Source organism: Ensifer sp. Root558 (assembly GCF_001427045.1).
GTDB classification, from domain to species: Bacteria; Pseudomonadota; Alphaproteobacteria; order Rhizobiales; family Rhizobiaceae; genus Ensifer; species Ensifer adhaerens.
The window spans coordinates 35,597-56,280 of record NZ_LMGC01000013.1 but is presented as its reverse complement, the minus strand read 5'-3'; the positions used below and the strand labels follow the sequence as shown (position 1 = coordinate 56,280).

At 62.6% G+C, this 20,684-nt stretch carries 23 protein-coding genes and 2 pseudogenes; 8 read left to right on the top strand and 17 right to left on the bottom strand.

Annotated elements, in window-relative coordinates; genetic code table 11:
• Positions 1 to 15 precede the first annotated feature (15 nt).
• The 6 genes from ASD63_RS17110 to ASD63_RS17085 form a co-directional block, all read right to left on the bottom strand.
• The gene (locus tag ASD63_RS17110; protein ID WP_060520536.1) at positions 16 to 732 is read right to left on the bottom strand and encodes an ABC transporter ATP-binding protein; all 717 of its coding nucleotides are present in this window, start codon (positions 730 to 732) and stop codon (positions 16 to 18) included.
• Positions 713 to 1,477: an ABC transporter ATP-binding protein gene (locus ASD63_RS17105; RefSeq protein WP_060529554.1), complete on the bottom strand. Its 765-nt coding sequence runs from the start codon at positions 1,475 to 1,477 to the stop codon at positions 713 to 715. Before ASD63_RS17105 ends, ASD63_RS17110 begins: the two co-directional genes overlap by 20 nt.
• Positions 1,477 to 2,475: a branched-chain amino acid ABC transporter permease gene (locus ASD63_RS17100; protein WP_034800115.1), complete on the bottom strand. Its 999-nt coding sequence runs from the start codon at positions 2,473 to 2,475 to the stop codon at positions 1,477 to 1,479. The genes ASD63_RS17105 and ASD63_RS17100 overlap by 1 nt, the downstream gene beginning before the upstream one ends.
• Before the next feature lie 2 nt (positions 2,476 to 2,477).
• Complete coding sequence (locus ASD63_RS17095) at positions 2,478 to 3,344, bottom strand: branched-chain amino acid ABC transporter permease (protein WP_034800070.1); 867 nt, start codon at positions 3,342 to 3,344, stop codon at positions 2,478 to 2,480.
• Positions 3,345 to 3,519: 175 nt separating this feature from the next.
• Positions 3,520 to 4,692: an ABC transporter substrate-binding protein gene (locus ASD63_RS17090; RefSeq protein ID WP_034800069.1), complete on the bottom strand. Its 1,173-nt coding sequence runs from the start codon at positions 4,690 to 4,692 to the stop codon at positions 3,520 to 3,522.
• A gap of 305 nt (positions 4,693 to 4,997) precedes the next feature.
• Positions 4,998 to 6,842, bottom strand: coding sequence for a phospholipase D-like domain-containing protein (locus ASD63_RS17085; protein ID WP_060529553.1), 1,845 nt, complete (start codon positions 6,840 to 6,842; stop codon positions 4,998 to 5,000).
• Between the two features lie 245 nt (positions 6,843 to 7,087).
• Here ASD63_RS17085 and ASD63_RS17080 point away from each other — a divergent pair, with 245 nt between their 5' ends.
• The 5 genes from ASD63_RS17080 (at position 7,088) to ASD63_RS17060 (ending at position 10,162) form a co-directional block, all read left to right on the top strand.
• The gene (locus tag ASD63_RS17080; protein ID WP_034800067.1) at positions 7,088 to 7,891 is read left to right on the top strand and encodes a DUF899 domain-containing protein; all 804 of its coding nucleotides are present in this window, start codon (positions 7,088 to 7,090) and stop codon (positions 7,889 to 7,891) included.
• Positions 7,888 to 8,151: a hypothetical protein gene (locus ASD63_RS17075; protein WP_034800066.1), complete on the top strand. Its 264-nt coding sequence runs from the start codon at positions 7,888 to 7,890 to the stop codon at positions 8,149 to 8,151. The genes ASD63_RS17080 and ASD63_RS17075 overlap by 4 nt, the downstream gene beginning before the upstream one ends.
• 306 nt (positions 8,152 to 8,457) lie before the next feature.
• Complete coding sequence (locus tag ASD63_RS17070) at positions 8,458 to 8,814, top strand: hypothetical protein (protein WP_143034323.1); 357 nt, start codon at positions 8,458 to 8,460, stop codon at positions 8,812 to 8,814.
• Positions 8,815 to 8,969: 155 nt separating this feature from the next.
• Complete coding sequence (locus tag ASD63_RS17065; protein ID WP_051659531.1) at positions 8,970 to 9,290, top strand: FliM/FliN family flagellar motor switch protein; 321 nt, start codon at positions 8,970 to 8,972, stop codon at positions 9,288 to 9,290.
• 104 nt (positions 9,291 to 9,394) lie between these two features.
• Positions 9,395 to 10,162, top strand: a complete 768-nt coding sequence (locus ASD63_RS17060; protein ID WP_034800064.1) for a 3-hydroxyacyl-CoA dehydrogenase — start codon at positions 9,395 to 9,397, stop codon at positions 10,160 to 10,162.
• A 61-nt stretch (positions 10,163 to 10,223) separates the two neighbouring features.
• On the opposite strand, the gene ASD63_RS17055 is transcribed toward ASD63_RS17060, so the two are convergent.
• Entirely contained in the window at positions 10,224 to 10,835 is a 612-nt protein-coding gene (locus ASD63_RS17055) for a metalloregulator ArsR/SmtB family transcription factor (RefSeq protein ID WP_034800063.1), read from the bottom strand.
• A 164-nt stretch (positions 10,836 to 10,999) separates the two neighbouring features.
• On the opposite strand from ASD63_RS17055, the gene ASD63_RS17050 reads away from it, so the two are divergent.
• The 3 genes from ASD63_RS17050 to ASD63_RS17040 all read left to right on the top strand — a co-directional run bounded on the left by ASD63_RS17050 (position 11,000) and on the right by ASD63_RS17040 (position 12,710).
• Complete coding sequence (locus tag ASD63_RS17050) at positions 11,000 to 11,608, top strand: superoxide dismutase (RefSeq protein ID WP_060529552.1); 609 nt, start codon at positions 11,000 to 11,002, stop codon at positions 11,606 to 11,608.
• Between the two features lie 150 nt (positions 11,609 to 11,758).
• The gene (locus ASD63_RS17045; RefSeq protein WP_063979538.1) at positions 11,759 to 12,352 is read left to right on the top strand and encodes a flavin reductase family protein; all 594 of its coding nucleotides are present in this window, start codon (positions 11,759 to 11,761) and stop codon (positions 12,350 to 12,352) included.
• Between the two features lie 25 nt (positions 12,353 to 12,377).
• Positions 12,378 to 12,710, top strand: coding sequence for a tetratricopeptide repeat protein (locus ASD63_RS17040; protein WP_034800062.1), 333 nt, complete (start codon positions 12,378 to 12,380; stop codon positions 12,708 to 12,710).
• Between the two features lie 64 nt (positions 12,711 to 12,774).
• On the opposite strand, the gene ASD63_RS17035 is transcribed toward ASD63_RS17040, so the two are convergent.
• The 10 genes and pseudogenes from ASD63_RS17035 to kduI all read right to left on the bottom strand — a co-directional run bounded on the left by ASD63_RS17035 (position 12,775) and on the right by kduI (position 20,601).
• Positions 12,775 to 14,055, bottom strand: coding sequence for a TRAP transporter large permease (locus tag ASD63_RS17035; RefSeq protein ID WP_034800061.1), 1,281 nt, complete (start codon positions 14,053 to 14,055; stop codon positions 12,775 to 12,777).
• Positions 14,056 to 14,577, bottom strand: a complete 522-nt coding sequence (locus tag ASD63_RS17030) for a TRAP transporter small permease (RefSeq protein ID WP_060529551.1) — start codon at positions 14,575 to 14,577, stop codon at positions 14,056 to 14,058.
• Between the two features lie 79 nt (positions 14,578 to 14,656).
• The gene (locus ASD63_RS17025; protein WP_060520509.1) at positions 14,657 to 15,634 is read right to left on the bottom strand and encodes a TRAP transporter substrate-binding protein; all 978 of its coding nucleotides are present in this window, start codon (positions 15,632 to 15,634) and stop codon (positions 14,657 to 14,659) included.
• A gap of 121 nt (positions 15,635 to 15,755) precedes the next feature.
• Positions 15,756 to 16,628, bottom strand: a complete 873-nt coding sequence (locus tag ASD63_RS17020) for an amidohydrolase family protein (protein WP_234824590.1) — start codon at positions 16,626 to 16,628, stop codon at positions 15,756 to 15,758.
• A pseudogene (locus tag ASD63_RS36185) lies at positions 16,625 to 16,818 on the bottom strand (mandelate racemase/muconate lactonizing enzyme family protein); the annotation flags it as partial. The gene ASD63_RS17020 and the pseudogene ASD63_RS36185, both read right to left, overlap by 4 nt.
• Before the next feature lies 1 nt (position 16,819).
• Positions 16,820 to 17,794: mandelate racemase/muconate lactonizing enzyme family protein (locus ASD63_RS17015; protein ID WP_244497249.1), on the bottom strand; the 975-nt coding region annotated here is incomplete at its 3' end.
• A 20-nt stretch (positions 17,795 to 17,814) separates the two neighbouring features.
• On the bottom strand, positions 17,815 to 18,726 hold the full coding sequence (gene kdgD / locus ASD63_RS17010; protein WP_060529549.1) for a 5-dehydro-4-deoxyglucarate dehydratase: 912 nt from the start codon (positions 18,724 to 18,726) through the stop codon (positions 17,815 to 17,817).
• 119 nt (positions 18,727 to 18,845) lie between these two features.
• A pseudogene (locus ASD63_RS36180) lies at positions 18,846 to 18,944 on the bottom strand (5-dehydro-4-deoxyglucarate dehydratase); the annotation flags it as partial.
• 92 nt (positions 18,945 to 19,036) lie between these two features.
• Positions 19,037 to 19,780 (bottom strand): 2-dehydro-3-deoxy-D-gluconate 5-dehydrogenase KduD, encoded by a 744-nt coding sequence (kduD, locus tag ASD63_RS17000; RefSeq protein WP_060529547.1) that lies wholly within the window; start codon positions 19,778 to 19,780, stop codon positions 19,037 to 19,039.
• Positions 19,777 to 20,601 (bottom strand): 5-dehydro-4-deoxy-D-glucuronate isomerase, encoded by an 825-nt coding sequence (kduI, locus tag ASD63_RS16995; RefSeq protein ID WP_060529546.1) that lies wholly within the window; start codon positions 20,599 to 20,601, stop codon positions 19,777 to 19,779. Before kduI ends, kduD begins: the two co-directional genes overlap by 4 nt.
• Between the last annotated feature and the right edge of the window lie 83 nt (positions 20,602 to 20,684).

The following is a 20,684-nucleotide window of genomic DNA, read 5'->3' as shown; positions in this document are numbered from 1 at the left end:
CAACCGACCGCGTGGTCAGTGGAGCCCGCCGACGCCGAGCAGCCGCTCGACGGTATCGTGATCTCCCGCCAGCGCTTCCGGCGTTCCGGTCCAGGCGATCCGGCCGCGTTCGAGCACGATCACCCGGTCGGCAAAGTCGAGCGCGCTCTGAATGCGCTGTTCGACCAAGACGATCGTCATGTCGCCGGTCTTTGCCAGTTCGGCAAACGCCTTCATCAGCTCTTCGCAGATAACGGGCGCCAGGCCCTCCAGCGGTTCGTCGAGCAACAGGATCGACGGACGGCCGAGGATGGAGCGTGCCGTCGACAGCATCTGCTGTTCGCCCCCTGAGAGCTGGCTGCCGAGATTGCGCCGGCGCTCGAAGAGACGCGGGAACATGTCGTAGGCTTCCTGGATCGCACTTTTCGGGCGGTTCTTGAGGCCGACGAACAGGTTCTCCTCCACGGTCAGCGTCGGGAAGACGCAGCGCGCCTGCGGCACGAAGCCGAGCCCCTGCATGGCGCGCGCAGCACTTGGCAACACGGTCACGTCCGTCCCGCCCATGCGGATGCGCCCGTCATAACGTCGCGTCTGGCCGGCAAGCGTTGCAAGCAGGGTCGTCTTGCCCATGCCGTTGCGACCGAGCACGGCAAGCCGGGCACCTGCCGGAACGGCAAAGGACACGCCTTCGAGCACCCGCGTCGGCCCATAGCCGGCGGACAGGTTTTCCACCTCAAGCGGCGTGGCTGGCATTGGCATAGCTCCCCAGATAGGCTTCCCGCACGCGCGGATCCTTCGTCACGTCAGACGGCGAACCGTCGAAGATGATCGCGCCGGCGGCCAGCACGACGACGCGCTTGGCAAAGCGGAAGACGAGATCCATGTCGTGCTCAATCATCAAGACGGCGAGATCGGCTGGCAGGTCGGCCAGTGCCTGCTCGATCCGGCCGGTGTCGCTCTGCGGCACGCCGGCGGCGGGCTCGTCGAGCAGCAGCACCCGCGGCTTCAGCGCCAGCGCAACGGCGATTTCCAGCAAGCGTTGCTGACCGTAGGCGATCTCGCTCACCTTGCGGTGCATCAGTTCCCGAAGCCCGAGCTTGCCGAGAAGGTCTGCCACCTCGGCCATGACGTCCGGCATGCCCAGAAAATTGCCGAACAGACGACCGGCGCGGCCAGTGCGTTGCAGGACAGCGAGCGCAACATGTTCGGAAGGTGTCATATCGGCAAAGAGCCGCGTCACCTGAAACGAGCGAACGAGTCCCCTTCGCACCCGACCGATGGCGTCGATACCGGTCACCACCTCGCCACCGATACGCACCTCGCCGGAATCCGGCTTGAGATTGCCGGTCACGAGATTGACGAACGTCGTCTTGCCGGCGCCGTTCGGCCCAATCAGCGCGACCCGGTCGCCCGGCGCCATGCTGAGGCTGACATCATTGGTGACCGCGAGCCCGCCGAAGGCGCGCTTCAAGTTGCGGACTTCGAAGATCGGCTGCATCACTGTGCCTCCTTGCGGCGGGCAAAGAACGCAGCCGCGGTGCCATAGATGCCCTTCGGCGCGAAAAGCACGACGGCGATCAACAGCGCGCCCACCATCGTCAGCCAGTGGAAGGGATTGGCCGCCGAGACCACGTCCTCGAAAAACATGAAGACGACAGTGCCCGTGAGCGCACCGAACAACGAGCCCGTACCCCCGAGCACCAGCATGACGAGGCTTTCGGCAGACATCGTAAAGGAGAGGCTGTCGAGCCCGACGACCTGGGTGGAGATCGCATTCAGCGCGCCGCCGACGCCGGCAACGGCACCGGAGATGACATACATTTTCGTGAGCGCGAACTTCGGCGACGCCCCCATCGAGCGGATGCGGACAGGGTCTTCCTTGATGCCGCGGCACAACATGCCGAAGGGCGAGCGCACGATCAGTCGCAGCACGACGAAGACGATGGCAAGCAGCGCCACGCCGAAGACATAGGCCGTGCGGCCCCAGAGATCGAACTCGTAGAGTCCGAGAAGTGCCGTCGGCGCAATGCCGGAGAGCCCGTCGCTGCCACCGGTCCAGGAGGAGGCCTTGTTGGCGAACTCGTGGAAGAGATGGATGAGCGCGATCGACAGCACCAGTTGCGGCAGCCCGTGCGCACGCAGGATGACGACCCCGCAGATAAGTCCCGCCACCGCCCCGGCAACAATGCCGAAGGCCAGCATCGCCAGCGGATCGTTGATGCCGTAATGCGCCGAGGCGATGCCCGCAGCATAGGCGCCGGCGCCGAAGAGGGCCGCGTGCCCGAGCGTCGCGACACCGCAATAGCCGGTGACGAGATCGAGCGACAGCACCAACAGAGCGGCTGCGATGATCCGGGTCAGAAGAGCCAGATTGTTGGGAAAGAGGAAGTAGCCGACCACCGCGACCAGCAGGATAACGGCCAGACCTATGAGGTCCCCACCGCCAAACCGTCGGCGCACCGGAGCGGTCGCGATCAAGTCGTTCGTCGTCGTCATGGTCATCCCTTGGCCCTCCCGGCGAGCCCGCGCGGGAACACGCAGATGATCGCGATCACGGCCAGATAGAAGAAGAATTCACCGAATTCCGGCATGAGATAACGGCCGGTCGTATCGATCGCGCCGAGCAGCAGGCAGGCAACGAGCGCGCCCGGGATAGACCCGGCGCCGCCGACGGAGACGACGACCAGGAACGTCACCATGTAACGCAACGCGTAATAGGGTTCGACCGGAAGAAGTTCCGCCCCCACCACGCCGCCGAAGGCGGCAAGTCCGACGGCAACCGCAAAGCTCACCGCATAGACGATTTCCGTGCGCACACCGAGGGCGGCCGCCATTGCCGCGTTGTCAACCGAGGCCCGCAGCTTGACGCCGAAGGCGGTCTTTTCGATCGCGTACCAGAGACCGGCTGCAACCACGAGGCCGCAGACGATCGCAAAGATGCGATGGGTGGCGATTGCCCGGAAGCCGAGGTCGACGGATCCCTGCAATTCGCCAGGCAGCGGCACCGTCTTCAGCGTCGGGCCGAAGACATAGTTGGCGATGCCGATGATGCAGAATGTGATACCAATGGTCATCAGCACCTGGGTCAGTTCCGGTGCGCCGTAGATCCGCCTATAGAGCAGCCGCTCGATCGGCACGGCGATGATGATGGTGCCGAAGACCGCGAGCAGCACGGCAAAGCCGTAGGCAAGACCCAAATCGCGCGCTGCATAGGAGGCGATGTAACCGCCGATCATGGCAAAGGCGCCATGCGCCAGGTTGACCACGCGCATCAGGCCCATGGTGACCGAAAGGCCGATGGAGATGACGAAGAGCACCATGCCATAGGCAAGGGCGTCGATCGCAATGCTGAGGACGGTTTGCATGGGGCTATCCGTTGCCCTTTCTTCCAAATTTGGCTGCGCCGGATTCGGTGCGCACTATGCGCGGAGCGGCAGTCAGGCGCCAGCATTCGCGGCGCCGCAGGCGCGCCGGTCGCTCAAAAGCAACCGGTCAACGCATCATCAGTGTCGGTGGGCGCTCAGCACCCGCCCAAGTCGACTACTTCAGCGCAGCGAGACCGGGGTCGCCCTGCTTCTCGAAGGTCTGGATTTCCTTGTTGTAATAGGTGCCGTCATCGGCCTTGGCGACCTCGCGCAGATAGATGTTCTGGGTGATGTGACGCGATTCCGGATCGATCGTCACCGGACCACGCGGGCTGACCCAAGAGAGGCCTTTCACGGCTTCCACGGCCTTGGCCGCATCCTGCTCGCCGCCGGTCGCCTCGATCATCTTGTAAATCACATGCATGCCGTCATAGGCTCCGACCGAGGGGAACGAGAGTTCGGCCGGGTTGCCGATCGCCTTGCTCGCCGCTTCGACAAAGGCCTTGTTCTCCGGCGAGTCATGCGAGACGGCGTAGTGGAAGGTCGTCTGAATGCCGAGCGCCGCCTCACCGAGAGCAGGCAAATCGGATTCCTGCGTGAGGTCGCCGGGCGCAAAGAACTTGATGCCGCCGTCCTTCAGGCCGTTTTCCTTGAAGGCCTTGACGAAGCCGAGCGTCGTCGGGCCGGACGGCAGGAAGGCGAAGACGCCTTCCGCGCCCGAATCCTTGATGCGCTGCATGATTGGGGAAAAGTCGTTGGTCGCAAGCGGCATGCGGATCGCTTCGACCACCTGGCCGCCGGCCGCTTCGAAGCCCGTCTTGAAGGCGTTCTCGGCGTCCACGCCCGGGCCGTAGTCGCTGACGACGGAGATCACCTTGGAAACACCCGCGTCCTTGGCAACCTTGGCGATCGGCGTCGAGGTCTGCCAGGTGGTGAACGAGGTGCGCACGACGAGCGGGCTTTTGGTGACGATCGCCGAGGTCGCCGCGTTCATGATGACGAGCGGCACATTCGCCTGGGTGAGCAGCGGCGTGACCGCCATGGCATCCGGGGTGAAGTAGAAGCCGGCGAGGTACTGCACGCCTTCCTTGACCACCAGTTCCTGGGCCAGCGCCTTTGACTGGGCGGGATCGGCCTGCGGCACGTCGCGGTAGATGATCTCGATATCGTCGTCGCCGACCTTGCTGCCGTTCAGCGCCATATAGGCGTCGATGCCAGCCTTGAAGTTCTTGCCCTGCAGCGCGAAGGGGCCGGAGAACGGTCCGACGACACCGATCTTGATCGTGTCGGCATAGGCAGCACTGCTCATTGCCAAAGCCGCAACCGCAGCCAGAATCATCCGCTTCATATTTCCTCCCTGAGATGCCGGCCACTCCCGAGCCCGCATCCTCGTCGCAAACGACTGTCGATTTGATGGTTGTCAGCTTGCCATGCCAAACGGTGATGTAAAAATGAAATATGGGGTGCCAATCATAATTTAGGGGTTATGTTTTGACACAGGCAGCGCGCCTCGGCCAGCCGAGTGCACCGAAATCCCCAGCCCATGACACGCACCTTCCGGTGCCCGCGCCAGCCCACTGCGATCAACAGGGGAGCAGCAAACGACACGGTGGCGGCGCAATCGCAGGTTCGGGGCGTATCGCCGCCGCTAACCTAGATCGGCGGCAGATTTTCCGGCTGCGCCATGTCGATGAAGACCTGAACGCGTTTGGCTCGCAGCTTGCGGGGCTTGTACTTCTTCAGCCACTCGCCAGTTTCATCGAGGAACAGACTGGCCGCGGCTCCCTCGGATGTCCCCACGCGCGCCGCCTTGTCCCGGTCGGACTTCTTCTTTGCTGTCGCCTCCCGGACAGAGCGGAAATAATAGTGGTTGAACAGCCGATTGAACTCCGTGAAGTAGATGTCGGCCGCGCGCCGATCGCCACGGATGAGCAGCATGTTCTCGTCGTTGTCGTTGGTCGACGCGTCCGAGAAGTTCGCCGAACCGGTGACGACCATTGGATCCGCGCCAAGGGGATCGGCGAGCAGAAACTTGGAATGCACATAGGCGACGTGATTGTTGAGCCCGAGCGCCCGCGCATTGGTTTCCCGCGCCCACTGATAGACCGGATCGCGCAGATAGGATCCCCAGGCCTGATAGACGTTCTGTCGCGCCGTCAGCGGAATGAACGGCTTCTTCGCCTTGGCCTTAGGCTGGTCGCGCTTTTCCAGGAGGAGGAAGAGCACCGGATGCACGCCGGACTGGGCACTATTGTCGAGAAACGCCTGCTTGAAGCGATCGTTGATCCCGAAGGCGAGCGTCACGCCGCCATAGGACCGCGCCTCGTCCAGCGCCCTCACATACATATCCAGAACGGCGCTTCCGGCACGCGGACTGAAGATCGAGGTCACGCCGCTTGAAACATCCGCGGGCGCATGCGGCACCTCGGCAAGGTCAGAGACCGCCTTGCGAAAGGCTTTTCGCTTTGACCTGCTCGCGGCAGGATTGTCGGTCTTTGCCGCACCAGGGTCGCCGGCAAGCAGTGTCCAGTATGTTTCAAATGCCTTGGCGAGATCGGCGTCGCGGACCCAATGCCCGACATTGGTCTGGCCATGCACGCCGCCCATCGACAGGTTCGTCGAGCCTGTCCAAACCTGCGGCTTTCGGCCCGGATCCTTGGGGAGCAGCACCATGAACTTGTTGTGCTGTATGTCGGCGGGATTGTTCTCCCGCCACCGCGCGATCGCCGCCTTCGGAAGCCCTACGGTGCGGACGATTTCCTTGTTCTCCTCGCGCGGAAAGCTCTCGTGGAACTTGCCCTTCTTGTCGGTATAGGCATTTTCCTTCGCGTCGAGCACGAGCCTCACGGCGACGCCGCGCTCGAAGGCGGCCTTCAGCCTTTCCACGACGGGGCGATATCTGAATTCATAGAAGCAGCCGAGCAGCGTGTCCCCCGCTTCCGCCTCGTCGATGAAACGCAGCAGTGCTTCGTCAAGGTCCCGGCTCAGCCACTGCAGCGCCTCGAGCGTCTTTTCCGGCGTTTCCAGCTTGTCCGGCGGCTTGTTTCCGAAACGGCGTCGGTAGGCCTGGCTGCTCGCGACACCGCGGTTGAAGAAAACGTCGTGCGTCTCCTCACTGAAGAGCGGTTCGGTTTTGATACCGATTCTGATGGCAGGTGCTGACCGGTCGATGTTCTTCGCCATACCTGTCAGCGGATGGAAGTAATAGTCGTAACGCCGACCGGGCTTGGCCGTGAAGTCATCCCAGACGAAACTCTGAACGGGATGGTCGTAGGTCAGAACGACGGTATCCTCATTGGGATGGGAGATCACCGTTTCGAAGACCTTGAAGCCGTACATGTAGTACCGCTCGCCTTCCGTTGGATCATGCCGCTCGACCGCAAAACCGAGAAGCCCCGCGGTGTCGGCGTTGCGATAGTCTATCGCGAACGAAACCGTATTGACCCCCGACACGGCGAAGACCTTGTACCCGCCAACCGCATCCGAAACGAAATGCATGCCGTCCTCCCGCGCGTGGTTGCGACAAGCATACTCGCTCAACTTCGAGGAATTACAACAGCGACAACTACAAAGGAGCTTGATCGGCGAACTCCCGCGCCGCTGCGCAGTGGCAGCGGCTCCGGCTCGAAAACACCGCCACACTTGTTACTCCCGCCGATCCTCTTGCGGTGTCAAGCTGGTCAGGACTGCAAGGCATCGGCCTTGCGTTGAGAAGTTTTGCTGAAACGAGGAGACACAGCACCATGACCCAGACGATCGAGAAACGTGAGAACGGACGCGCGGACGCCCAGTCGACGATGCAGAAGCCGCCGGTGGTTTCGGCACAGGCATGGGAAGCGGCCCGGCAGGAAATGCTGGTAAAGGAAAAGGCGCACACCCGCGCCCGCGATGCGTTGGCTGCCGAGCGTCGGCGGATGCCCTGGACGGCCGTGACCAAGAACTACGTGTTCGAGGGCTCCGACGGCAAGGCGAGCCTGCTTGACCTCTTTGCCGGCCGGCGCCAGTTGATCGTCTACCGCGCCTTCTACGAACCGGGCGTGCATGGCTGGCCCGATCACGGCTGCCGGGGCTGCTCGATGGTCGCCGATCAGGTTGCGCATCTGTCGCACCTTAACGCCCGTGACACGACCCTGGTCTTTGCCTCGCGCGCCCCGCAGGCGGATATTGCCAGGCTGAAGGCACGGATGGGCTGGACCATGCCCTGGTACACCATCACCGACAGCTTCGATGCTGATTTCGACGTGGGCGAGTGGCACGGCCACAATGTCTTCTTCCGCGACGGCGAAGAGCTGTTTCGCACCTACCTCGTCAACAGCCGCGGCGACGAACAGATGGGTAGCACCTGGAACTATCTCGACATCACCCCGCTCGGCCGACAGGAAGTGTGGGAGGATTCGCCGGCCGGATATCCGCAGACCCCGACCTACAAGTGGTGGAACTGGAACGACAGCTACGTCGAAGGCGCTGCCCCCGACAAAAGATGGGTCGAAGTATCGGATGCCGGCGAGGCCGCGATGCGCGCCTCCGACACGAGCGCGAAGCCATGAGCATCGGCGCCCGCTCCGGTGAGCGCGACGGGCGGGCGCCCTCCCTCGCCCGTTTGGTAGCTGCGGGGTTGGCGCTTGCCGCCGCCCCCACCTTCGCCCTGATGGCGGTTCTTTCCAACATGGGAACCGCCGGGGCCGATCCGATGCTGTGTAGCGGCGCCGGACAAACTGTGATCGGCGGGATGACCGCCATGTATCTGCTGATGGGCGCCTTTCACCTTCAGCCCTGGCTGAAACTGATCGACATCAGAAAGGGCTGAGGGATCGGCCTCGCCCCCGGCGCCTGTCAGTTGCGGGCGTCGGGAGCTGAAAAATCATCCGGCGACATGCTATTGTCGCACGGCACGCAAAAGATGTGGAAACGCCGATGGGCATATGTCCCTGAAATCGGCGAGTGGGCATGCTGTCGAGTCGGAGAAGCAAGTGACTTCTCAGCTTGAAGTACGGAACGGTTCCACTAGGTAGATTTGGCAAGATCTCCGGCCCTTGTATCGGCAGGAGAAATCAGTCGCTTTCCACCTGTGGCCGGATCCGTTCGGAAAATACAGCGAATCAGGAAGTTGACCTTGAGTGTTGCCGCCTCTCAACCGAACCCGACACGTTTCAAGAGCCGCCCGTTGCCTTTGGCGGGCGCCCTGCTGCTTTTCGTTACAGCCGCTGCGGCATCGCTCTACTATTTGAGTGGAGCGAAAGAGCCTTCGTCGGAGATCGCAGCGATTGCTCCGGCTGTGACCGGCGCTGAAGTCGACGCCGCGATGATGCAGTCGCCGAATTTCCAGATCCTGTTCAGTGACGGCGATCGCGGGCTGATGGTCTACGAGGGTTACGTCTATGTCGTGCGACTCGGCGACAAATTGCCGAATGGCCGCCGCATGATCGGATTCCAAAAACGGGACGGAAACTGGGCTGCGGTGACTCTTTGACAGCTTTCACCGCCTCCGAATTGTGGATGTTAACGCTTTGTTAACGCTCGCTTGCAAGGCACGGGGAACCCCCATTTAGCCACGGTTGCTACCCAGGGCGAACTGGCGCAACTCTTTGTTAAAGAGTCGTGAATCAGTGCTTTGGATGGTGCAGAATGATTAACAAGAAGCTACAGGATGAGCTGGTCGAGCTCGACGAAAGCCCTGCGTTCGAAGGCCGTTCTGTCATGAGCGAGCGCGCAGTCCAGGGAATTCCTCTCGCGATCGAAGCGGTGATCGGGCGCGCCAAGCTGACGGTGTCGCAGATCTCGAAACTCCATCAGGACGACACGATCCATCTCGATCGCAACTTCGGCGAACCGGTGGAACTCAAGGTCAACGGCATGGTGATCGGCCGCGGCGAAATCGTCTTCGACGAAGCCACCAACGCGATCGGCATCAAGATCATCGAAATCTCCCCGATCGGCGCCCAATAGGCTCCGACGCGTAAGGCCGCCGTCGTCAGCGGAACTTGGCTTCCACAGCCAGCAAGGCTATGTCGATAGTTCAACGACACGATCCGGTACGGGAGGAGCCTCATATGCTGATCGATGGAAAAGTCTTTATCGTTACCGGTGGCGGTTCGGGTCTGGGTGCGGCCGTCGCGCGGCAGCTGCATGGCGAGGGTGCCCGCGTGGTTCTCGCCGACGTCAACGCCGCAGCCGGCCAGCAGATGGCCGAGGAGCTTGGCGGCAACGCGCTCTTCCAGAAGACGGATGTCACCAGCGAGGCCGATGGCGCCGCCGCAGTGGCAGCGGCCCTCGATCGCTTCGGACATCTGCACGGCCTGGTGAACTGCGCCGGCATCGCGCCGGGGGAAAAGGTGCTCGGGCGCGACGGTCCGCACCGGCTTGAAAGCTTTTCGCGCGCGGTCGCGATCAACCTCATCGGCACCTTCAACATGCTGCGGCTCGCCTCAGAGGCGATCCAGCGGGAAGAGCCCGGCGAGGATGGTGAGCGCGGGGTGATCGTCAATACCGCATCGGTCGCCGCCTTCGATGGCCAGATCGGCCAGGCGGCCTATGCCGCTTCCAAGGGCGGCGTCGTCTCGATGACCCTGCCGATTGCGCGCGAACTCGCGCGCCACGGCATTCGCGTCGTCGCCATTGCGCCGGGCATCTTCGAAACACCGATGATGGCCGGCATGCCGCAGGAAGTGCAGGATTCGCTCGGCAAGAGCGTGCCCTTCCCGCAGCGCCTTGGCAAACCGGACGAATTCGCGGCACTCGTGCAGCACATCTGCGAAAACCGCATGCTGAACGGCGAAGTCATCCGCCTCGACGGCGCCCTGCGCATGGGCGCGCGCTGACAGGATCGGAGCTGGTGGCGCCCGACGACCGGGCGCGTGCCAGAGCGTTCCTTTGGCACGATCAGGCGGCCCGGTCGGCCGACTTGACCACATAGGCACAACGTCGCGCGCCGGCCAGAATGTGCTCGGCGCGCTCGACCTCGACACCGGGGCCGAGCACCGCCCGAAACACGCTCAATTCTGCCCTGCAGAAGCCCTGGCAGTTGGTCGCGGCGGCACAGATCGGACAATGGTTCTCGACGAACAGCAGCGTGCCGTCGCCCGGATCCTCGCAGGCGGCCATATAGCCTTCCTGTGACCGCAATCGAACGAGCACGTCCACCCGTTCGCGCAGGCTCTCTTTCTCCACCATCGCCGCACGATAGTTCTGGCGCGTCTCGTCCTCACGCGCGGCGATCAGCCGGTCGATCGCGTCCTCGCCAAGCGTCTGCCGGATGGTGCGCAACAACTGGACGGTCAGCTCTGCATGCGTATCGGGAAACTCCGCGTGGCCGGCAGCCGTCAGCCCCCAGAACTGCGACGGACGACCGACGCCTTTTGCCTCGGACCACGACGTGGCCAGCCCCTCCTCGGCGAGACGCACCAACTGCTGGCGCACGGCCTCGCCGGTGATCGCCAGACGTTTGCCGAGCGCTGTCGCGGTCTGCGGTCCGTGTAGCTTGAGTGCAAGCATGATGCGCTCGCCCGGGGTGCGGCCGGCGCTTTGCTCTGGATTTAACAAGGGATCGCTTGACATATTCCCGCGCGCAGATTTACAAAGAATTGTCTTGCTAAATACACTCTCCTCCGTTCGCAGACAAGTGATCCGAGAGTGCCCCGCCCGCAAAGGATTTGACCATGGCCTTCGAACTTCCCGCCCTTCCCTACGCCGCCGCAGCACTTGCCGAAAACGGCATGAGCGCCGAGACGATCGAGTTTCACCACGGCAAGCATCACCAGGCCTATGTCACGGCGCTCAACGGCTTCGTCGAGAAGGACGCCTCGCTTGCAGGCCTGTCGCTGGAAGAGATCATTCGCCTCAGCCACGGCAAGGCGGAACTCGCCCCGGTCTTCAACAATGCCGGCCAGCACTGGAACCACATCCTTTTCTGGAACAACCTTTCGCCGAAGGGCGGTCAGATCCCCGGCGCGCTCGATAAGAAGATCACCGAAGATTTCGGCAGCGTCGCTGCCTTCAAGGATGCCTTCAAGGCAGCCGCCACCGGCCAGTTCGGTTCGGGCTGGGCCTGGCTGGTGCTTGGCCAGGACGGCAAGCTGAAGGTGACGAAGACCGCCAATGGCTCCAACCCGGTTGCCACCAATGAAGGCAAGGCGTTGCTCGGCATCGATGTCTGGGAGCACGCCTATTACATCGACTACCGCAATCGTCGCCCGGACTACGCGTCGAACTTCCTCGACAAGCTTGCCAACTATGAGTTTGCCGAAGCGGAACTCAAGTCCGCCTGACCGACTGAAGGCGGTGCGGGCTGGAAAGAGTTCGCGAGCCGATCGGTCGAAGAGTTGCAGCAGCCGCTCGCCCCCGCCTGAGCTCAGGCTTCTGCAAATCCCGTGGCGTCTCCCCGCCGCCACGGGCTATTTCATCTCGGAACGAGCCCCATGCGCCAGACACCTCCGCCCTCCCTCGCCATCGACGCCCATGCCGACCTGGCGGTGTCGAAACCGGAGTTCGCCGACACCCTGTCGCATCTCGCCGCCACCGTCTGCGTGGCGAGCGCCGGCAATGGCCCCGACAGTCTCGGCCGGACGGTGACGGCGACCTTCTCGCTCTCTGCCAACCCGCCGTCGATCGTCATTTCGATCAAGGCGGACAGTCCGCTTGCCGCGCTGATCGCCGCCGAGCGAGGGTTTTCGCTCGCCATGCTGGCTGAGGGCCAGGAGCTGATCGCAGATGCCTTTGCCGGCAAGATCGAAGCGTCGAAGCGCTATCTCGTCGGCATATGGGCTGAGTGGCCGAGCGGACGGCCAAGGCTGCTCGGCGCGGCTGCCACGCTCGACTGCCTGCTCAGCGCTTCGATCGAGGTGGGCGACCATATGCTGTTCGTGGGAACAATTGTCGCAACCCAGACGTCTGCTCATGCCGACCCCTTGATCTGGGGCCGCCGCCGGTATCAGTCTCTCGACAGGACGAGATCGCTGACGCTGGCGAGCAATGGGCATGCGCCCCTTACCCCAAGCAAGCCTGCGGCCTGAACCGGCGATCGCGGAGGAGGAAGCCATGCGGCAAGTGCTCGAAAAGCTCTTACAGGACGGAAAGGACGACGCCCTTTTGCGGTTCACGCTCGGCAGCATCTGCCTCCAGGAGGCGGACTTCGATACCGCCTTGGCCCATGTGGAGCGGGCGATCGCCTTCGACCCGGACTATTCGGCAGCATGGAAACTGCGTGGCGCAATCCTCCTCAAGCTGGGCCGCCACCAGGAGGCAATTCAGGTCTGGCGCGAAGGCCGTACGGTCGCCGAGCGGAAGGGCGATCTGCAGGCAGCAAAGGAAATCGGCGTCTTCCTGAAACGCCTGGAGCGGCAGTGTCTCGCCGCCAACGGGAACGAGTAGCCAGCCCTGAAAAAGGCCGGGCCCGGCGGATATACCGAGCCCGGAGATATCGCGAACGATCAGTTCACTTGAAGACCGAAGGCAGCCACAGCGACAGCGCCGGTATGTAGGTGACCGCCATCAGCACTGCGATGCTGGCGCCGAAGAACGGCCAGATCGTGCGCATCGCCTCGCGGATGGATATCCCGCCGACGGCGCAGCCGACGAAGAGTACGGTTCCGACCGGCGGCGTGTTGAGGCCGATGCCGGCATTGAGGATCATCACCACACCGAAATGCACCGGATCGATGCCGAAGGCCTTGACCACGGGCAACAGCACTGGCGTGCAGATGATCACCATCGGCGCCATGTCCATGAAGGTGCCGAGGATCAAAAGGATGATGTTGATGACGAGCAGCACGATGATCGGGTTTTCCGAGATCGCGCCGATCGCACTGATCATCAATGCCTGCACCTGAAGGAACGCCATCAGCCAGCCGAAGGACGCTGCCATGCCGATGACGAGCAGCACCATGGCCGTCGTGCGCACCGCCCCCATCACCGCCTCGACGAAGCCCGTCCAATCCAGCTCGCGATAAACAAGCATGGCGACGAGGAAGGCATAGAGCACGGCAATGCACGAGCTTTCCGTGGCGGTGAAGACGCCGGAGCGCACGCCGCCAAAGATGATGCCGATCAGCACGATGCCGGGGAACGAGGCGAGCAGGTAGTAGAAGACCTTGGCAAAGCCCGGAAACGGTTCGGACGGATAGCCCCGGCGCCTGGCAACGACATAGGCCGTCACCATCAGCGCAAGCGCGAGCAAGAGCCCCGGGATGATGCCGGCGGTAAAGAGATCGGCAACCGAAACATTACCGCCAGCGGCGATCGAATAGAGGATCATGTTGTGCGACGGCGGAACCATCAGCGCGATGATCGCCGCATTGACGGTGACGTTGACGGCATAGTCGCGGTCGTAGCCGCGCTTGGCCATCTGCGGGATCATCAGACCGCCGACCGCCGAGGCGTCAGCCACCGCCGAGCCGGAGATGCCTCCGAAGAGCGTCGAGGCGACGATATTGACCTGGCCGAGGCCGCCGCGCAGGTGGCCGACGAGGCCGGCCGCAAACTGGATCAGCCGGTTGGCGATGCCGCCGCGCACCATCAGGTCACCGGCAAAGATGAAGAACGGGATCGCCATCATGGCAAAGACGTTCATGCCCGAGTTCAGCTGCTGAAACACCACCACCGGCGGCAGGCCGAGATAGAGCACGGTCGCGAACGAAGCGATGCCGAGGCAGAAGGCGATCGGCGTGCCGATGAGCATCAGGAGGGTGAAGACCCCAAAGAGGATAGTGTAAGCCATTCAGGCCATCTCCTGCACGACGACATCGGCTGCGAGTTCGACGCCGAGAAACTGGTCGATAAAGCGCTCCGCGGCAAAAAGGGCGATCATGGCGCCACCGACGATCAGCGGGAAAAAGTCGACGCCGCCGGGCCATCCGAGAACCGGAATGGAAGCCGTCCAGGTGCCGGCCGAAAGGAGCAGGCCGTAATAGGCCATCGCTAACCCGAACACGACGATCAGCCCGAGGCTCGCCAGATCCATGGCAAGCTGCACCGACGGCTTCATCACGTGTCGGACGACATCGAGGCCGAGATGCACGCTTTCGCGTACACCGACGGCGGCGCCGAGCATGATGAACCAGGCCATGAGATGAAGAGCCAAGGGCTCCGACCAGCTCGGAGAGTCGTTGAGCACGTAGCGGGCAAAGACCTGCCAGCCGACGATCAGGGTCATGGCGACCATGCCGATGCCGGCGATGTAGAGCGAAGCGCGGCTCAGCGCGCCTAGAAGCGGACGTATCGTCCGCATGAAACGACGCATGTTTCTTCCTCCTCCGCAAATGCGATCCGGTAAACAGTTGAAAAGGCCGGCCCCGATCCCGGAGCCGGCCTCACCGCTGTCACTTGACCGCCTTTACCCTTTCGAGAAGGTCCTTCAGCTTCGGGTCGCTGACGAACTGGTCGTAGACCGGCCCCATCGCGGCTGCGAACTCCTCCTTGTTGACCTTGATCACGTTGGCACCGGCAGCGCGGACCTTCTCCTCGGAAGCCTTTTCGCGCGCGCTCCAAAGCTCGCGCATCTTGCCGACGCTGTCCTTGGCCGCTTGGCGAAGCAGCGTCTGATCCTCAGGCGAGAGCTTGTCCCAGCTCGTCTTGGAAATGACGAGGATTTCCGGATTGAGCGAATGTTCGGTCAGAGAATAGTTCTTGGCCACCTCGAAATGGCGGGCGGATTCGTAGGATGGCCAGTTGTTTTCGGCACCATCGACGACGCCCGTCTCGAGCGAGGAATAGACTTCGCCCATCGGCATCGGCGTCGGGTTGGCGCCGAAGGCCTGCATCATCGCGATCCAGAGATCGGATTGCTGCACGCGGATCTTCAGGCCTTTCAGGTCAGCCAGTTTCTCGATCGGCTTCTTGGTCGTGTAGAAGGAACGCGCGCCGCTATCGTAGAAGGCAAGACCGATCAAGCCATGCGGTTCGAAGGCTGCGAGGATTTCGTCGCCGATCGGGCCGTCGACTGTGTTGTGCATATGTTCCGTCGAGCGGAACAGGAAAGGCATGCCGAGGACCATCGTCTCCTTGACGAGGTTGTTGAAGGGTGCTGCGTTGACGCGGTTCATGTCGATGACGCCGAAGCGGGTCTGTTCGATCGTGTCCTTCTCGCCGCCGAGAACGCCGTTGTTCATGACCTCGATCTTGATGCGACCGTTGGTGCGCTCGGAGAGCAATTGCCCCATGTATTTGACCGCATCGACGGTCGGGTAGCCATCCGGATGGATGTCGGCCGAACGCAGGGTGATTTCCTGCGCCTGCGCCGCTGTGCCGGCAAACGCCAGCCCCATGGCGACGCAAAGCATGCTTGCAATTTTCTTCATGTTTTCCTCCTCCTATAGTCGTGCTTCGGCCTCTCCCAAGACCGGGTTGCTGCCCATCCGGGCCGGCATGCGAAATCTCCATGTTGTGGGTTCCACGGGCGCCTCCCAGCACCCGCGGCAACTACACCGCGGCGAAGGCAGGCAGCTTGAACAGGCGTTCCGGGTTCTCGACGAGAGCCAGATGTCTGGCCCGTTCGTCCGAAAGCCAGCCGAGCACGAGGTCTGCCAGCCGTGCATCGTCGGGATAGTCTTCTGTCTTGCGGATCATGTTGTGCGGCCAGTTCGAGCCCCAGACAATGCGCTCTGGCGCATGCGCGGCGATCTTCCTGGAGACGGCTGCGACATCCCCATAGGGCCACCCGTCGCGCGAACTCTCGTAGACGCCGGCGAACTTGAACCAGACATTGTCGCGATCGATCATCTTGAAGAGAGCCGCGATCTCCGGTCCATCCGGATCGACGCCGGCAAAGAACTTGCCGTGGTGATCGAGCACCCAGCGTGACCGGATGCGCGCCAGCCGCGGCAGATGGTCGAGCAGCCGGTTGCCGTCGAACTGCACGGCTATCATCCAATCTGCCGCATGTGCCCGCGCATCGACCGCTTCCAATGCATCGAGCCCCACCGCCCCTCCAGGCAGATCCATGATACGGGCACCGACAACGCCCGCGTCGCTGAGCGCGCCGATGTCCGCATCGGACGTGGTTTCGTCGATGACGGCGACGCCGCGCGCGACATCGCCCATCTCGGCCAGGCAGGCGAGCAGATTGGCGTTATCCTTCTGATGGGCGTTGCCCTGGGTGATGATCACCCGGTCAATGCCGAGCCAGTCCATGACCTGGCGGTAGGCGGCAGCATCCGGCAACGGCTCAACCGGCAAAGGCGGGCCGCCGGGAAGCGATGGATAACCCGGCAGATACATGTGCATCTGCGCGTCGACCGTGCCCGTCGGCAAGCGCGGTTCAGGCGGGCGGCCGGTGAGGGTTCGCTCGATCATTGCGCGCTCTCGGGCATCTTGAACCTGGCGAGCGCGTCACGATCGATCTCGATGCCAAGGCCGGGCGCATCGGGGATGGCAACGACACCGTYGACCGCCTCGATCGGCGCCTTCAGCACCGCCTGCCGGAACGGGTTTTCCGTCCGGTCGAACTCCAGGATCGGTTCGATCGGGTTGACCCGCACCGGATNGACCGCCTCGATCGGCGCCTTCAGCACCGCCTGCCGGAACGGGTTTTCCGTCCGGTCGAACTCCAGGATCGGTTCGATCGGGTTGACCCGCACCGGATCCGGCGTCATCGCCGCCATGAACTGCAGCGCGGCAGCGATATGCACGCCCGTGCCCCAGACATGCGGCACGATGCGAACGCCGTGCAGCGTCGCAAGGCTCGTGATCTTCGCCATCTCGGAAAAGCCGCCGCAGCCGCAGAGATCCGGCTGCAGGATGTCGACGGCACGGCTTTCGATCGCCGGCCACATGCCATAGCGGCCATGCCAGGTCTCGCCGCCGGCAACCGGGATYGGYTGGCCGGCCCTGACCGCGCGATAGGCGGAAAGCTGTTCCGGCACGACCGGCTCCTCGAACCAGTCGATGTCGTAGTCGGCCGCCGCCTTGCCAAGCCGGATCGCCTCGGTGACGGTGTAGCCGTCCTCGATGCCGAAGCCGATCTTGATCTTGCAGGCATGGAAGCCTTGCGCCCGGCGCTCGGCCATCTCCAGCGCATTGTCGGAGACCCGGTCGACGCCATCGCGCTTGAAGCTGCCGGTCGCATAGGCGCGCACGCTCTCGCGCCAGCGCCCGCCAAGCAGCATGGARACGGAGGCRCGATAGTGTTTGCCCTTGATATCCCAGAGCGCGATATCGATGCCGGAAAGGGCGGTGACCGCAAGCCCGCGCTGCCCCTGATCGCGCAGCGCGTTGTAGAGGATMGCCCAGAGCTTTTCCGTCTGGCGCGGRTCCTGGCCGATCAGCCAGGGCGTGTACGCCGCAACCACCGCCGCATTCGGCCGCGCCGGGCCGAGGCACTCGCCCCAGCCGATCGTGCCGTCGTCGCAYTCGATCTCGACCAGCACATGGGCGCGACGGTCAAAACGCATSGAGGCGCTTTCGAACGGCACGGCCAGCCGATGTTCGAGAAGGTGGGTGCGGACGGCGACGATCTTCATGGGCTATCCTCGCAAAACGCTCATTTCTGACGCTTGTTCGCACCGATGAGCGCGTCGAGCATGGCGACTTCCTCCTCGGTCAAGTCTTTCAGCGGCGCACGCACCGGACCGGCATCAAAACCCTGCAGCCGCACGCCGGCCTTGATCGCCGACACCGCATAGCCCTTGGCGCGGTTGCGGATGGCCATGAACGGATAGAAGAASTCGTTGAGGATGCGCTCGCAGGTGGCGCGCTCGCCGGCGCGAAGGGCGGCATAGAACTCATTGGCAAGGCCCGGCACGAARTTGAAGACGGCCGAGGAATAGGTGGTGAAGCCGGCACCGAGATAGGCCTCGGCAAACAGTTCCGCCGTCGGCATGCCGCCGAGATACATCAGCCGGTCGCCCATCTTGGCGGTGACCTGGCGCACCAGCCCGATGTCGCCGGTGCCATCCTTGAAGCCGATCAGGTTCGGGCATTCGTCGCACARCCTTGCAAGCGTGTCGGCCTGCAGCACCGCGTTGTCGCGRTTATAGACCATGACGCCGATGCCGACCGACTGGCAGATCGTCTTCACATGGGCATAAAGCCCTTCCTGCGGCGCATCGATCAGATAGTGCGGCAGAAGCAGGATGCCGTCGGCACCGACGCGCTCGACCGAACGMGCGATGTCGACCGCCATCTCCGTGCCATAGCCGCAGCCCGATACRATCGCCGTGTCGCCGGAAACGTCCTTGGCCGCCCTGACGATGCCGGGGATCTCGTCCGGCTTCAGCGAAAAGAACTCGCCGGTGCCACCGGCCGCAAACAGAACCGGCGCCTTGTAGCCGGCCARCCACTCGACATGCGCCCGATAGCTGTCCGGCGCAAACCGACCCTCCGCATCGAAATGCGTCACCGGGAACGAAAGCAGGCCCGATCCAAGCGCGGCCTTGATCTGCTCAGGGTTCATTTCGTACCAGACACCTGGCAGCAACTGATGCGTGAGCACGGCAGCACAAGCGCTAGCCGCCAGGTGTCTGGTACATCGCTGCCGGGGCTGCGGCCGGGGTCGTGGTCGCGCTTCTCTCNATAGCTGTCCGGCGCAAACCGACCCTCCGCATCGAAATGCGTCACCGGGAACGAAAGCAGGCCCGATCCAAGCGCGGCCTTGATCTGCTCAGGGTTCATAACGTTGATTTCCTCTATGGTTGATAGCCCCAGATAATCGGGATATCACACCAATGTCAATAGTCATCATACAACTCATCATACAAGTTATTTTAGCGCGCCAGCCAACCGCCATCGACATTCAACACCGCACCATGGATGTAGTTCGCAGCCGCCGAAGACAGAAACACGGTCGCACCCGCAATGTCTTCGGAGCGCCCCCAGCGGCCCGCCGGAATCCGCTCGAGTATTGCCTTGCTACGTTCAGGATCTGCCCTTAGAGCCTCGGTGTTGTTGGTCTCGATATAGCCGGGCGCAACCGCATTGACGTTGATGCCTTTTGACGCCCATTCGTTGGCGAGAAGCTTCGTGACGCCCACAACGCCATGCTTGGCGGCGGTGTAGGACGGTACGCGAATTCCGCCCTGGAAGGAAAGCAGCGACGCGATGTTGACCACCTTGCCGGACATGCCCTTCGCAAGCAGCTCCTTGGCAAAAGCCTGGGTCGTGAAGAACAGTGCCTTGAGGTTCACATCCATGACTGCATCCCAATCAGCTTCGGAAAAATCAACCGCGTCAGCGCGACGGATGATTCCGGCGTTGTTGACGAGAATGTCGAATCCCGCACCGGCAAATACTCCGGTTGCCGCCATCGGATTGGCGAAATCAAGCGCCAGTGCAGTCGCCCTTCCCCCGGCCTTGTCGATGAGCGCAAGGGTCTCGTCGGGCGCCCTGCGCGCGGCGCAGACAACCTCAGCGCCCGCCTGAGCCAGGCCAACTGCGATCGCTTGGCCAAGACCAGTATTCGCCCCTGTGACGAGAGCCTTATGTCCTTCAAGAGAAAAGAGATTTTTCATCGCAGATCCGCCGGTTGAATGAAATCCATATCCGTGTAATCGACGTTGTCGCCGGCCATCGCCCAGATGAAGGTATAAGAGCCGATGCCCGCGCCCGAGTGGATCGACCATGGCGGCGAGATCGCGCCTTCCTCGTTGGCGATAAACAGATGCCTCGTCTGCTGTGGCTCACCCATCAGATGGAGCACGCGAGATTTTTCGTCCATACCGAAATAGAGATAGGCCTCCATGCGGCGATCATGCACGTGGGAGGGGATCGTGTTCCAAACGGAGCCGTCTTCGAGCGTTGTGTAGCCGAGCACGAGCTGGCAGCTTTCCATCACGAGCGGGTGGATGAACTGATTGATGGTCCGCTTGTTGGAGGTTTCCATCGCGCCAAGCTTGACCTCCTTGCTTTCACCGAGTGTCACAAGCCGCGCCGGCAGGCTGCGGTGCGCCGGGCAGGAGACGATGTAGAAACGTCCGCGTCCGGCAAACGTCACCGCACCAGAACCGGCCCCGAGATAGAGCACATCGCCGCGGTTGAGCGCGTATATCTCATCACCGGCTGTTACCGTACCGGCCTCACCGATGTTCACGATACCCATTTCGCGCCGGTCAAGGAAGGACGGCGTCTTCGTTTCCTCGACCCGGTCGAGCGTCAGCGCAGCACCGTTAGGAACGGCACCTCCCATAACGAAGCGATCGTAGTGCGTGTAGACCAGCCGGATCTCACCGGGGCGGAACATATCCTGCGCCAGGAAATGCTTACGCAGGCCTTCTGTATCGAGCGCTCGCGCATAGTCCGGATTAACGGCCTGCCTTGTTTCGACGGTCAGCATTCGGTCCTCCTTTGAGGTATTGCGAACAAGAGATAATACATGTAAGTCCGTATTGTATGATAACGTGTTCAAGGTCAAGACCC